Origin of the sequence: Streptomyces sp. DG2A-72 (genome assembly GCF_030499575.1) — a bacterium.
GTDB lineage: Bacteria > Actinomycetota > Actinomycetes > Streptomycetales > Streptomycetaceae > Streptomyces.
Genome location: NZ_JASTLC010000001.1, coordinates 5,074,105 through 5,087,234 on the forward strand (window position 1 = coordinate 5,074,105; position 13,130 = coordinate 5,087,234).

Genomic DNA, 13,130 nt, shown 5'->3' on the forward strand with positions numbered 1-13,130 from the left:
TGGAGCGGTCCGCGGCACTTCCCCTCAGCGCGCATCGTTACCATGCGTGGGCGGACATTCCGACGACCACTGACGACGACGAGGGACGGACGAGCGCGTGGCCGAGGCGGCAGAATTCCAGGGGACCACTCCCTCACCTGCCCGCCGGTGGCTGCGGCGCACGGCAGCACTGCTCGCCGGCGCGCCCCTGCTGACCGGGCTGCTCCAGCTGCCCGCCGCAACGCCCGCGGACGCCGCCGGACAGACCTCGCTGAAGGCCGCCTCCGACTCGAGCACGGTGGCCGTCGCCGTCGACTCGCTCACCCCCGTCGCCCCCGTCGAGGGCGACACCCTGACCGTCTCCGGCACGGTGACCAACAACGGTAAGCAGGCCGTCACCGGCGCCGAGGTCGATCTGCGCATGGGCCCCCGGCTGACCACCCGCTCCGCCATCGACAGCGCCGCCCAGCGCACCGGCTACCAGGAGGGCGCCGACGGCTCACCGGTCGGAGGGGAGTACGTCGAGGGGTTCTCGAAGCTCACGCCGGGCGTCTCCGAGCGCTTCAGCATCTCCGTGCCGGTCGACAAGCTGGATCTCGGCGCGGACGGGGTCTACCAGTTCGCCGTCTCACTCTCCGGCGAGACGTCCGCACAACCGTGGCAGCAGGTGCTCGGCATCCAGCGGACCTTCCTGCCCTGGCAGTCCGGCGAGGCCGACACCAGGACGAAGACGACCGTCCTGTGGCCACTCATCTCCACGGGCCATATGACGGCGGAGACGGGATCGAACGAGCAGCAGACTCCGGTCTTCCTCGATGACGACCTCGCCAAGGAGATCTCCCCGGGCGGCCGGCTGAACCAGCTCCTGGCCCTGGGCAAGAACCTCGACGTCACCTGGGTGATCGACCCGGACCTGCTGGCATCGGTCGACGCCATGACGCGCGGCTACCGGGTGAAGAACGAGGACGGCACCACCACGGCCGGCGCCCATCAGGCGGTCGCACAGAAGTGGCTCGCCTCGCTGCAGGAGGCGGTCGTCGACAAGGAGGTCGTCGCCCTTCCCTTCGCCGACCCGGACCTGGCCTCCATCGCCCACAACGGCACCAGCGTCACCGGCTCGCTGAGCCACCTCAAGGAAGCCACCGACGTCGTCGCCAACACCGTCGAGACGATCCTCCACGTGGAACCGGTCACGGACTTCGCCTGGCCCGTGGACGGCGCCGTCGACCCGTCGATCGTCAAGGTCGCCACCTCGGCCGGAGCGGACAAGGTGATCGCGCGCAGCGACAGCCTGGAGGAGACGGGCGGACTGCCGTACACGCCCTCGGCGGCGCGCCCGATCGGCGGGGGCATCACCGCGGTGGTCGCGGACACACGGCTGTCGACGGCCTTCCAGGGCGATCTGACGAAGGCGTCGGCCTCCACGCTCGCCGTGCAGAAGTTCCTCGCCCAGAGCCTCACGATGAACCTCCAGACGGACAAGCAGCGCAGCGTCGTCGTCGCCCCGCAGCGCATGCCGACGGCACGGCAGGCCCGGGCGATGGCCGAGGCGGTGACAGCGCTCCAGGGCAGCGCCTGGTCCGAGTCCCAGGAGCTCACGGCCGCCGCGGCAGCCGAGCCGGACGAGGGCGCCACCACGGAGGTGCCGTCGAGTTCGGCCTACCCCTCGTCGCTGCGCAAGCAGGAGCTGCCCCGGTCGGCCTTCCAGCAGATCGCGACGACGCAGGACAAGCTCGACAACTTCAAGGTGATCCTCAACGACCAGTCCCGTGTCGTGACCCCCTTCGGGCGGGCCATGAACCGCGAGATGTCCACCTCCTGGCGCGGCCGGACCGCGGAGGCGGCAGGCTTCCGCGAAGACGTGGAGAAATATCTCGACAACCTCGCCGGCCAGGTCACGCTGATCGACAAGTCCGAGACCAAGCTCTCCGGACGCAGCGCCACCATCCCCGTCACCGTGCAGAACAACCTGGTGCAGGGCGTCGACCACCTGGTGCTGCGGCTCACCTCTACAAGCCCGAACCGGCTCCAGATCGGCGGCACTTCCTACGAGGAGCAGCCCGTCACGGTCTCCGGCGGCCACAGCCAGACGGTGAAGTTCACCACCTCGGCCAAGGCCAACGGCCGCGCGACGGTGATCGCCCAGCTGTACACGGAGGACGGTCAGCCGTACGGCCGGGCGGTCACCTTCGACGTGAAGGTCACCGAGTTCACGGCCACGGTCATGCTGGTCATCGGCGGCGGTGTTCTGCTGCTCGTCCTGGCCGGCTTCCGTATGTACACCCAGCGCAAGCGCGCCGCCGCCCGCGAGGCCGACGGAGACGGCTCCGACGAGGCGAGTGAAGGCGACGGCACCCCGCAGAACCCCGAGGGCCCCGAAGACCGTCTCAAGGAGGAGTCCGGCACCCGGACCCGGGCAGGCGACCCGGAGCAGCCGAGTGACCCGGCACCGGACACCCCAGCGGAAAGCGCAGACCCGTCCGGCACGGGTGAGAGAGTGGACCGTTGAGGATGTCGTGGCCGGTGGGCCCGGGACGATGAGGTGGGGTAACCATGAACGCGCCGCACGACGGTGACCGCGGCCAGGCCGCGGGCAACTCGGGGCACCCCGAGGGCCCGCCGCCCGAGCACGGCCAGGTGCCGCCGCAGCCCCCCGCGGACATGTACCTCCAGGACGCCTACGACCAGGATCCCTACCGGGCGCAGGACCTCTCGGCCCAGGACCCGGTCGCCGAAGCGCTCTACGACCGGGCCGCGCACCCCCCGCCGCCCCCCGGCACCTACCCGCCGCCGCAACAGCTCTACGCCCAGCCGCCGCAGTCCCCGTACGCCCCCGACCCGCGCGTCTGGGCCCAGACACCGCCCCCCGAGCCGGACGGCCCGACCCAGTACCTGCCGTACGGCGACGATCCCCGCACCACCCAGTACGTCGGCGTCGACGACCTCGTCACCCACTCCTCCGAGGAGCGCCACGAGCCGGACGCCTTCGCACATCTCTTCCGGGACCAGCAGCAGGGCAGCGGCCATCCGCAGTATGAGCCCGCGTCGGTACCCGGCCAGTACCCGGCGCAGGGACAGTACGGCCAGTACCCCGCGGCAACCCCGCCGCCGCCCGCACCTGAGGCCCCCGCTCCCGCGCCCGCCCCGGCGGCGACCAAGAAGGGCGGCCGGGCGGGCGGTCTGCTGAAGTCGAGCGCAGTAATGGCGGCGGGCACGATGGTGTCCCGCCTCACCGGCTTCATCCGCTCCGCGCTGATCGTCTCGGCGCTGGGCGTCGGCCTCCTCGGCGACACCTTCCAGGTGGCTTACCAGCTGCCGACGATGATCTACATCCTCACCGTCGGTGGCGGCTTGAACTCCGTCTTCGTGCCACAACTCGTGCGGGCGATGAAGGAGGACGCCGACGGTGGCGAGGCGTACGCCAACCGACTGCTGACATTGGTGATGGTGGCGCTGGGCACGCTCACCGTGCTCTCGTTCTTCGGCGCACCACTACTGATCCGGCTGCTGTCCGACTCCGTCGCCAGCGACCCTGCTGCCAACCAGGTCGGCATCACCTTCGTCCAGTACTTCCTGCCCTCGATCTTCTTCATGGGCATCCACGTCGTGATGGGTCAGATCCTCAACGCGCGTGGGAAGTTCGGCGCGATGATGTGGACGCCGGTCCTGAACAACATCGTCATCATCATGACGCTCGGGATGTTCATCTGGGTCTACGGCACCGCCGAACACTCCGGCATGACCGTCACCAACATTCCGCCGGAGGGTCAGCGCCTCCTCGGCATCGGCGTCCTCCTCGGCCTCGTCGTACAGGCGCTGGCGATGATCCCGTATCTGCGGGAGACCGGCTTCCGGCTGCGGCTGCGCTTCGACTGGAAGGGCCACGGCCTCGGCAAAGCCGTCACGCTCGCCAAGTGGACGTTCCTGTTCGTCCTCGCCAACCAGGCCGGCGCCCTCGTCGTCACACAGCTGTCCACCTCGGCGGGCAAGGAATCCCCCCTCGACGGCACCGGCTTCGCCGCCTACGCCAACGCCCAGCTGATCTGGGGCCTGCCACAGGCGATCATCACAGTCTCCCTGATGGCTGCCCTGTTGCCGCGTCTCTCGCGCTCGGCCGCAGAAGACGACAGCGGGGCTGTCCGGGACGACATCTCCCAGGGCCTGCGGACGACGGCCGTGGCCATCGTCCCCATCTCCTTCGGGTTCCTGGCTCTGGGTATCCCCATGTGCACGCTGATGTTCGGCTCCTCGGGCACTAGCGAGGCCACGAACATGGGCTTCATGCTGATGGCCTTCGGCCTCGGCCTGATCCCGTACTCCGTGCAGTACGTCGTCCTGCGTGCCTTCTACGCCTATGAAGACACCCGCACTCCCTTCTACAACACGGTCATCGTGGCGGCCGTCAACGCCGTCGCCTCGGCCGCCTGCTACTTCGTCATCCCGGCCCGCTGGGCCGTGGTCGGCATGGCGGCCTCGTACGGCCTGGCTTACGCGATCGGCGTCGGCGTCGCCTGGAACCGGCTGCGCAAGAAGCTGGGCGGGGACCTCGACGGGACTCGTGTGATGCGGACGTACGCCAGACTGTGCATCGCCTCGGTGCCCGCGGCGCTGCTCAGCGGCGCAGCCTGCTACGGCATCAGCCGCTCGCTCGGCCAGGGCGTCATCGGCTCCTTCGCCGCGCTCCTCGCCGGCGGAGCCGTACTGCTGGGCATCTTCTACGTGGCTGCCCGACGCATGCGCATCGAGGAGCTCAACTCGCTCGTCGGCATGGTCCGCGGGCGTCTGGGTCGCTAGGGCTGGGGTACGCGCACAACCATCGGCCCCCACCGTGTGTCGTGCATAGCGGCGGACTGTGGGCACAATTGGTTTCGGCGTCGGACGGCGCGCACGGCAGTCGAACGGCGCGCAATGGATGGGGAGGCAGGAACGACGGTGGCGGAACGGAGCACGGCTGCCGTCGACGTGGCAGACAACAGCGGCGACGAGCCGCTGACCGCACAGGCGGACCAGTCCACGGCCGACGGGGTGGCCAAGAATCGGGAGCTGGACACGGACATCGACGAGGCACAGGGGAGCGGCGGGACCGAGCGTCCCGGAAAAGCCTCACCGCCCGAGCTGCACAGCGGTCACAAACTCGCCAGACGCTACCGACTCGAGGAATGCGTCACCCGTCTGGACGGATTCAGCAGCTGGCGCGCGGTGGACGAGAAGCTCCGTCGCGCGGTCGGCGTCCACGTCCTGCCCGCGGACCACACCCGGGCGCGTTCCGTCCTGGCAGCGGCCCGCTCCTCCGCCCTGCTCGGCGATCCCCGGTTCGTCCAGGTCCTCGACGCCGTCGAGGAGAACGACCTCGTCTACGTCGTCCACGAGTGGCTGCCCGACGCCGTCGAGCTGACCGCGCTCCTCGCCCCCGGGCCGCTGGAGCCGCACGACGCCTACCAGATGGTCAGCCAGGTGGCCGCCGCGATGGCCGCCGCCCACCGCGAGGGCCTCGCCCATCTGCGCCTGAATCCCAACGCCGTCCTGCGCACCTCGTCCGGTCAGTGGCGTATCCGCGGCCTCGCGGTGAACGCCGCGCTGCGCGGCATCAGTTCCGACACCCCGCAGCGCACCGACACGGAGTCCATCGGCGCCCTGCTGTACGCGGCGCTCACCCAGCGCTGGCCGTACGAGAGCGACGCCTACGGCCTGTCCGGGCTGCCCAAGGACGTCGGTCTGATCGCCCCCGACCAGGTGCGCGCCGGCGTGCACCGCGGTCTGTCCGAACTCGCCATGCGCGCACTCGCCAACGACGGCGCGACCGCCTCCCGCCACGAGTCCCCGTGCACCACGCCGGAGGAGCTGGTGAAGGCGATCGGCGAGATGCCCCGCATCCGCCCGCCGGAGCCGGCGTTCACGGCCCCGCCCGAGTATCAGCGCACGACGTATCAGCAGGGCACGTACGGCCGCCAGGTGCCGCGCCCCGGAGCCCCCCAGCCGGTACAGGCGCCGCCGCCTCCGCTGCAGAGCCGCACCGGCAAGGCGCTGAAGTGGGCCGTCTCGGCCCTCCTGATCGCTGCCCTGGGCCTGGGCAGCTGGCAGCTCGCCGATGCGCTCATGGACCAGGGCAACAAGTCCGAGGACACCAACCAGACGCAGACGGAAGACAACGAAAAGAACGGCGACAAGACCAAGCCGGTCAAGACTCTCCCTATCGAGGGTGCCGAGGAGTACGTGGCCGAGGGCGACGCCCAGCATCCCGGCGACGTGGACCTGACGTACGACAGCAGCACCACGACGGGATGGCGGACCAACAGCTACAACGACGGCCCGAAAATAGTGATCAAGCCCGGTGTCGGCATCGTCTACGACCTCGGCTCCGCCCAGGAGGTGTCGACCGCGACGCTCTCCCTCCGCTACGGCGGCCCTCACACCACCGCCAAGCTGTACGCGACCAACTCACTGGATTCGTCCACACCGCTGAGCTCGATGAAGGAGCTGGGCGAGGCGACCACGAGCGGCACCTCCGCAAAGGTGACGGTCGACAAGCCGGTGAAGAGCCGCTACGTGCTGGTCTGGCTGACAGCGATGCCGTATTCGGGAGAGGATTCCGCCAACTACAGCCGCGCCGGTTACAAGCAGGCCATCACCGACGTGAAGTTCACCGGCTGACAGCTCACCGCATTCCAGGGGAGGGGGTCCGATGGCAGATGGCACCGCATACGGCGACGCAAGCGATCAGGACCTCCTCGCTCGCCATGTGGACGGCGACCCCGACGCCTTCGGCGAGCTCGTACGGCGCCACCGTGACCGGCTCTGGGCCGTGGCTCTGCGGACGCTCGGGGACCGCGAGGAGGCCGCTGACGCGGTCCAGGACGCCCTTGTCTCCGCCTACCGGGCCGCCCACACTTTCCGCGGCCAGTCGGCCGTCACGACATGGCTCCACCGCATCACGGTGAACGCCTGCCTCGACCGTGCCCGCAAGGCGGCCTCGCGCAAGACGTCTCCCGTCGATGACACCGAGCGTCTGGAGCAGCTGCTGGAGCCTCATGAGTCGGCCTCGGCTCCCGCGGAGCGCAATGATCTGAACCGCCAGCTCCTCGAAGCGCTCGGTACGCTTCCGCCCGACCAGCGTGCCGCCCTCGTCCTGGTGGACATGCAGGGCTACCCCGTCGCCGAAGCCGCCCGTGTCCTCGACGTCCCGACCGGCACGGTGAAGAGCCGCTGTGCCCGTGGCAGAGCCCGGCTTCTGCCCCTTGTCTCTCATCTGCGGCCGGAAAACGGCCCGGAAAACGCCGACGACGACAGAGAACCCGGCCGGGGACGGAACCGGGTGCACGGGACATCCGTCCCACCGGCAGCGGATCCGCATGACGCCGGTTCCCGAGATACAGGACCCAGTGATTCAGCTGCTGTGAAGGGCGGAGGTGGGCGAGCGTGACATCCACGACAGACACGGCCGGGCACCCGGACGTCGCCGAGATCTCCGACCTCACCGAGGGCCTGCTGCCTCCGGACAGGACCGCAGACGTACAGCGGCATCTGGACGAGTGCGATCTCTGCGCGGATGTGCACGCATCACTCGAAGAGATCCGGGGCCTCCTGGGCACACTGCCGGGTGGGCAGCGCATGCCCGACGATGTTGCGGGCCGTATCGATGCCGCCCTTGCCGCTGAAGCTCTTCTCCAGGCCACCGCACCCGATACCGGGGGTGACCCGGCACCTGTCGGCGCTTCCACGCCCGACCACCGTGCTCATGTTTCACGTGAAACATCGGTCTCCGCAGCCCGTCCCGCAGGGCACGCCCGCAGCGCGACCACGGGCCCGGGCCGCAAGGAACGCCAGAGGGGCGTAAGCCGCAGGGCCACCGTCCTCGGTGCCGTCTTCGCAGTAGCCGCTCTGGGTCTCGGTTCCGTGCTCGTGGCGTATCTGAACGACGGCAAGCCGTCCGACGATACGAGCACCGCCTCCGACACATTCTCCGAGGCGAAGCTGGAGAACCAGGTCGCCGATCTCCTTGCCGAGAACCAGAGCACCGGGAACGGCTCCCGCGCCCCGCACAGCCTCGGTGGGGGGTCGGCCCCCAACAGCGAGGGCCCTCGGATCTTCAGAGAGCCCGCAGTCCCGCCATGCATCCAGCAGGGCATCGGCACCAACGACACGGCGATCGCGACCCAGGACGGCACCTTCCAGGGGACGGACGCCATGCTCGTCGTGCTGCCCGACCCCGCCGACACCACTCGGGTTGTTGCCTACATCATGGATGCCACCTGTGTCGCCCACCCGTCGTCCGGCACAGCCAAGGTCCTGCTGAAGGATGCCTACACGCGCTCCTGAGCGCGAACGCTTCGTCTCCGTCCTGCGTGGTATCCCGTACGGTGTCCACTCTCCGTGTGCCCGGGTACACCGGGAATGCACGCCCCTTAGGATCCGTTGGGTGGGGTGAGAGTTCCGAGAGGGCTCCACTGGCCGTACTGACGCAGTCCAGAGACGAGGAATCAAGCCGTGAGCGACGTCCGTAACGTGATCATCATCGGCTCCGGGCCCGCCGGCTACACGGCGGCGCTGTACACCGCACGCGCGTCGCTGAAGCCGCTGGTGTTCGAGGGCGCCGTCACCGCGGGTGGTGCCCTGATGAACACCACCGACGTGGAGAACTTCCCGGGCTTCCAGGACGGCATCATGGGCCCCGAGCTCATGGACAACATGCGCGCCCAGGCCGAGCGCTTCGGTGCCGAGCTCGTCCCGGACGATGTGGTGGCCGTCGACCTGTCCGGTGAGATCAAGACCGTCACGGACACCGCGGGCACGGTCCACCAGGCGAAGGCCGTGATCATCGCCACCGGCTCGCAGCACCGCAAGCTGGGCCTGCCGAACGAGGACGCTCTCTCCGGGCGTGGTGTCTCCTGGTGTGCCACGTGCGACGGCTTCTTCTTCAAGGAGCAGGACATCGCAGTGATCGGCGGCGGCGACACCGCCATGGAGGAGGCGACCTTCCTCTCCCGCTTCGCCAAGTCCGTGACGATCGTGCACCGCCGTGACACCCTGCGCGCCTCCAAGGCGATGCAGGAGCGCGCCTTCGCCGACCCGAAGATCAAGTTTGTCTGGGACAGCGAGGTGGCCGAGGTCCAGGGCGACCAGAAGCTGTCCGGTCTGAAGCTGCGCAACGTCAAGACCGGCGAGCTCTCGGACCTGCCGGTGACCGGCCTGTTCATCGCGATCGGCCACGACCCGCGCACCGAGCTCTTCAAGGGCCAGCTCGACCTGGACGAGGAGGGCTACCTGAGGGTCGAGGCCCCCTCGACGCGCACCAACCTGACCGGTGTCTTCGGCGCCGGTGATGTCGTGGACCACACCTACCGCCAGGCGATCACCGCGGCCGGCACCGGCTGCTCCGCCGCTCTCGACGCCGAGCGCTTCCTCTCCGCCCTGGCGGACGAGGAGCAGGCCGAGCCCGAGAAGACCGCTGTCTGACCCCCTTCCGCCCCACGCACCAACCAGTTAAGGAGCCCGCCGTGGCCGGCACCCTGAAGCATGTAACCGACGACTCTTTCGAGCAGGATGTCCTCAAGAGCGACAAGCCCGTTCTGGTGGACTTCTGGGCCGCTTGGTGCGGTCCGTGCCGCCAGATCGCGCCGTCCCTCGAGGCGATCGCCGCCGAGTACGGCGACAAGATCGAGATCGTCAAGCTGAACATCGACGAGAACCCGGGTACGGCCGCCAAGTACGGCGTCATGTCCATCCCGACGCTGAACGTCTACCAGAACGGCGAGGTCGCCAAGACCATCGTCGGCGCGAAGCCGAAGGCCGCGATCGTCCGCGACCTCGAGGACTTCATCGCCGAGTAGGCGATGTTTCACGTGAAACACGAATGGGCCAGCCTCTGAGGAGGCTGGCCCATTCGCTTGCCGGAGAGGTCTTTACAGCGGCCGCAGCACCGGCTCCTTCTGAACCGCCCCCAGCAACCGGTCCAACGCCATCTCCACGTCTTCCTTCCAGGAGAGCGTCGTCCGCAGTTCCAGACGCAGTCGTGGATGTGTGGGGTGAGGCCGGACCGTCTTGAAGCCCACGGCCGTCAAGTGGTCGGCAGGCAGAACACAAGCCGGCTCCGACCAACGAGCGTCCCCGAAGGCCTCGATCGCCTTGAAGCCCCGGCGCAGCAGGTCCTTCGCGACCGTCTGCACCATCACCCGGCCCAGCCCTTGGCCCTGGTAGCCCGGCATGATGAAAGCGGTCATCAGTTGCACGGCGTCAGGCGAGACAGGGCTCGTGGGAAACGCCGTCGATCGGGGGACGTAGGCGGGAGGGGCGTAGAGCACGAAACCCACGGGCACTTCATCGACGTACACCACTCGGCCGCAGGATCCCCAGTCCAGCAGGACGGCGGAAATCCAGGCTTCCTTCTCCAGCGCCGGCGTGCCCGCCTTTACCGCGGCTTCGCCGCTGACTGGGTCCAGTTCCCAGAAGACACACGTGCGACAGCGCTTGGGAAGGTCCTGAAGGTTGTCCAGCGTGAGCGGTACGAGCCGGCGCCCCATGAAGGCTGTTCCTCGCTTCCTTCGCCTGCCGCGTCGCGGGCGGCCGTCAGGGCGCTTCGCTCCCGGAGCAGGCTGCCGACGAATCCGCCGACCGCGCCCAGCCCGAGGCCCGCGCTCACCAGTCCGGTGCGGCTCACCGTTCGCATGGCCTCTGCCTCCCCTGAGAGGTGCTGCCGGGTGGATGCGCCATACCCGAACGCATCGTATCCACGATTGCGATTCGATCGATACTGCCAAAAAGCAAAGAGCGGACCGTGTTCCGGTACACACCGGACACGGCCCGCTCTGCCGCCCAAGGCAGAACGACCGGGCGGCCGAAGGATCAGTCCTCGGAGTCCTCAGCGTCGTCCTCATCCAGAAGGCTCTTCTGCAGGACAGGACCCTCGCCGGGAGCAAGCGAGCCGAGGATGCGCTCAAGATCCTCTATCGAGGCGAACTCGACCGTGATCTTTCCCTTCTTCTGTCCCAGGTCCACCTTCACCCGCGTCTCGAAGCGGTCCGAGAGACGGGACGCCAGATCGGTCAGAGCCGGGGAGACCCGGGCTCCGGCCCGCGGCCCCTTGGAACGCTGGGCCTTCTGCGGGCGGGAGCCCATCAGGGTCACGATCTCTTCGACAGAGCGGACCGAGAGCCCCTCGGCCACGACCCGGTAGGCCAGCCTCTCCTGCTCCTCCGGGTCGTCCACGGAGAGGAGCGCCCGCGCATGCCCGGCGGAGAGCACACCGGCAGCCACCCGGTTCTGGACCTTCGGCGAGAGCTTCAACAGGCGCAGGGTGTTGGAGACCTGAGGGCGGGACCGGCCGATGCGGTCCGCCAGCTGATCGTGCGTGCAGTTGAAGTCCTTCAGCAGCTGATCGTAGGCAGCCGCCTCTTCGATCGGGTTCAGCTGTGCACGGTGCAGGTTCTCCAGGAGGGCGTCCAGGAGGAGCTTCTCATCATCCGTGGCCCGCACGATCGCCGGGATCGCCTCGAGCCCCGCCTCACGGCAGGCCCGCCAGCGCCGCTCGCCCATGATGAGCTCGTAGCGGGCGGGGCCGATCTGGCGTACGACAACCGGCTGAAGGAGACCGACCTCCTTGATGGAGGTGACGAGTTCTTGCAACGCATCTTCGTCGAAGACCTCACGCGGCTGACGCGGGTTCGGCGCGATGGCGTCGAGAGGGATCTCGGCGAAGTGAGCCCCCATGGGAGGCGCTGGCGCCTCCGCCACGCCGTTCACCGACGGCTCCTCGGTTTCATGTGAAACAGGCGGCAGCGTGGCCACCTTGGCCGCGGCCACGCCACGGTCGGTCGTCAGCACCGGTACCGCCGTGGGAGACGCTGCAGCAGCGCCCCCCACCGCTGGAGGCACCGACTTCTCCGTCGGGGCAGCAGGGATCAGTGCGCCGAGACCACGGCCCAACCCCCTCCGTCGCTCGCTCACTGGATCCCCTCCACCATGCTCGGGTCGCTCTGGGCACCAATATGGGCGTGCGTCGCTTCGTAGGTGACGCCCACGCCCTTCAGCGCGATTTCTCGTGCCGCCTCAAGATAGGACAGGGCACCGCTCGATCCGGGATCGTAGGTCAGCACCGTCTGTCCATAGCTCGGCGCCTCGGAGATACGGACCGAGCGAGGAATGCTCGTCCGCAGCACCTCGTCCCCGAAGTGGCTGCGCACCTCGTCCGCGACCTGGGACGCAAGGCGCGTCCGGCCGTCGTACATGGTGAGCAGGATCGTCGATACATGCAGGGTGGGGTTGAGGTGCCCCCGCACCAGGTCGACATTGCGCAGCAGCTGGCCCAGGCCTTCCAGCGCGTAGTACTCGCACTGGATGGGAATGAGGACCTCCGCGCCGGCCACCAGCGCGTTGACCGTCAAGAGGCCTAGCGAGGGCGGGCAGTCGATGAGGATGTAGTCCAGCGGCTGCTCGTAGGCCTGGATGGCTCGCTGCAGCCGGCTTTCTCGGGCCACCAAGGACACCAACTCGATCTCCGCACCGGCGAGATCGATCGTGGCGGGTGCACAGAAGAGGCCCTCGACATCAGGGACCGGCTGAACGACTTCCGAGAGCGGCTTACTCTCGACCAACACGTCGTAGATGGAAGGAACTTCGGCGTGATGGTCGATTCCCAGGGCGGTGGACGCATTGCCCTGGGGGTCGAGGTCGATCACCAGGACACGGCCGCCATGCAGGGCCAGCGAAGCGGCAAGATTGACGGTCGTCGTTGTCTTGCCCACGCCCCCCTTCTGGTTGGCGACCACCATGACCCGGGTCTGCTCAGGCCGTGGCAGGCCCTCGCCGGCGCGGCCCAGAGCCTCCACCGCCAGTTGGGCAGCACGACCGATGGGAGTGTCGTCCATCGGGGGCGGTGTTTCACGTGAAACATCGTCCCCCATCGACTCGGTACGGGGACCGGGGACCGGATCGGTCATCGGTCCCGCGATGTTGGCGTCGGACCGCAAGGATTCACTCTCCTCGACTTCAGGCTCGCAATGAACAGAGCCTCCCATGTCTTCGGGGTCGTGAACCAGTGAGGCCTGTTGTTCTGTGGAGAATTCCACCTCTGTGGACAACTCCGTACCCCCCGAGGGGGACCGAGAGCCGCCGGAATCGGAAGCTGGCGCCTCACCGAGTGATCCGAGAGGCTTTCG

10 protein-coding genes are annotated in these 13,130 nt (G+C 68.5%); 7 read left to right on the top strand and 3 right to left on the bottom strand.

All coding sequences use genetic code 11. The annotated features are described in order from the left end of the window. Positions 1-97: 97 nt before the first annotated feature. The 7 genes from QQY66_RS24160 to trxA all read left to right on the top strand — a co-directional run bounded on the left by QQY66_RS24160 (position 98) and on the right by trxA (position 9,806). On the top strand, positions 98-2,488 hold the full coding sequence (locus QQY66_RS24160; protein WP_301982413.1) for a DUF6049 family protein: 2,391 nt from the start codon (positions 98-100) through the stop codon (positions 2,486-2,488). Between the two features lie 44 nt (positions 2,489-2,532). Then, positions 2,533-4,773: a murein biosynthesis integral membrane protein MurJ gene (gene murJ / locus QQY66_RS24165; RefSeq protein ID WP_301982414.1), complete on the top strand. Its 2,241-nt coding sequence runs from the start codon at positions 2,533-2,535 to the stop codon at positions 4,771-4,773. Positions 4,774-4,911: 138 nt separating this feature from the next. Then, positions 4,912-6,630, top strand: a complete 1,719-nt coding sequence (locus tag QQY66_RS24170) for a protein kinase family protein (protein ID WP_301982415.1) — start codon at positions 4,912-4,914, stop codon at positions 6,628-6,630. Positions 6,631-6,661: 31 nt separating this feature from the next. Next, complete coding sequence (gene sigM / locus QQY66_RS24175; RefSeq protein ID WP_301982416.1) at positions 6,662-7,399, top strand: RNA polymerase sigma factor SigM; 738 nt, start codon at positions 6,662-6,664, stop codon at positions 7,397-7,399. After that, positions 7,396-8,295 carry a hypothetical protein gene (locus tag QQY66_RS24180; RefSeq protein ID WP_301982417.1) on the top strand — a complete coding sequence of 300 codons (900 nt, stop codon included), beginning with the start codon at positions 7,396-7,398 and terminating at the stop codon, positions 8,293-8,295. The genes sigM and QQY66_RS24180 overlap by 4 nt, the downstream gene beginning before the upstream one ends. Before the next feature lie 168 nt (positions 8,296-8,463). Next, positions 8,464-9,432 (top strand): thioredoxin-disulfide reductase, encoded by a 969-nt coding sequence (gene trxB, locus QQY66_RS24185; RefSeq protein WP_301982418.1) that lies wholly within the window; start codon positions 8,464-8,466, stop codon positions 9,430-9,432. Between the two features lie 41 nt (positions 9,433-9,473). After that, entirely contained in the window at positions 9,474-9,806 is a 333-nt protein-coding gene (gene trxA, locus QQY66_RS24190; protein ID WP_123998972.1) for a thioredoxin, read from the top strand. A 72-nt stretch (positions 9,807-9,878) separates the two neighbouring features. Here the strand turns inward: trxA and QQY66_RS24195 are convergent, their stop codons facing one another. The 3 genes from QQY66_RS24195 to QQY66_RS24205 form a co-directional block, all read right to left on the bottom strand. After that, positions 9,879-10,496 carry a GNAT family N-acetyltransferase gene (locus QQY66_RS24195; RefSeq protein WP_301982419.1) on the bottom strand — a complete coding sequence of 206 codons (618 nt, stop codon included), beginning with the start codon at positions 10,494-10,496 and terminating at the stop codon, positions 9,879-9,881. 322 nt (positions 10,497-10,818) lie between these two features. Next, on the bottom strand, positions 10,819-11,919 hold the full coding sequence (locus QQY66_RS24200) for a ParB/RepB/Spo0J family partition protein (RefSeq protein WP_301982420.1): 1,101 nt from the start codon (positions 11,917-11,919) through the stop codon (positions 10,819-10,821). Beyond that, positions 11,916-12,989: a ParA family protein gene (locus QQY66_RS24205; RefSeq protein WP_301987474.1), complete on the bottom strand. Its 1,074-nt coding sequence runs from the start codon at positions 12,987-12,989 to the stop codon at positions 11,916-11,918. The genes QQY66_RS24200 and QQY66_RS24205 overlap by 4 nt, the downstream gene beginning before the upstream one ends. Positions 12,990-13,130: the final 141 nt, after the last annotated feature.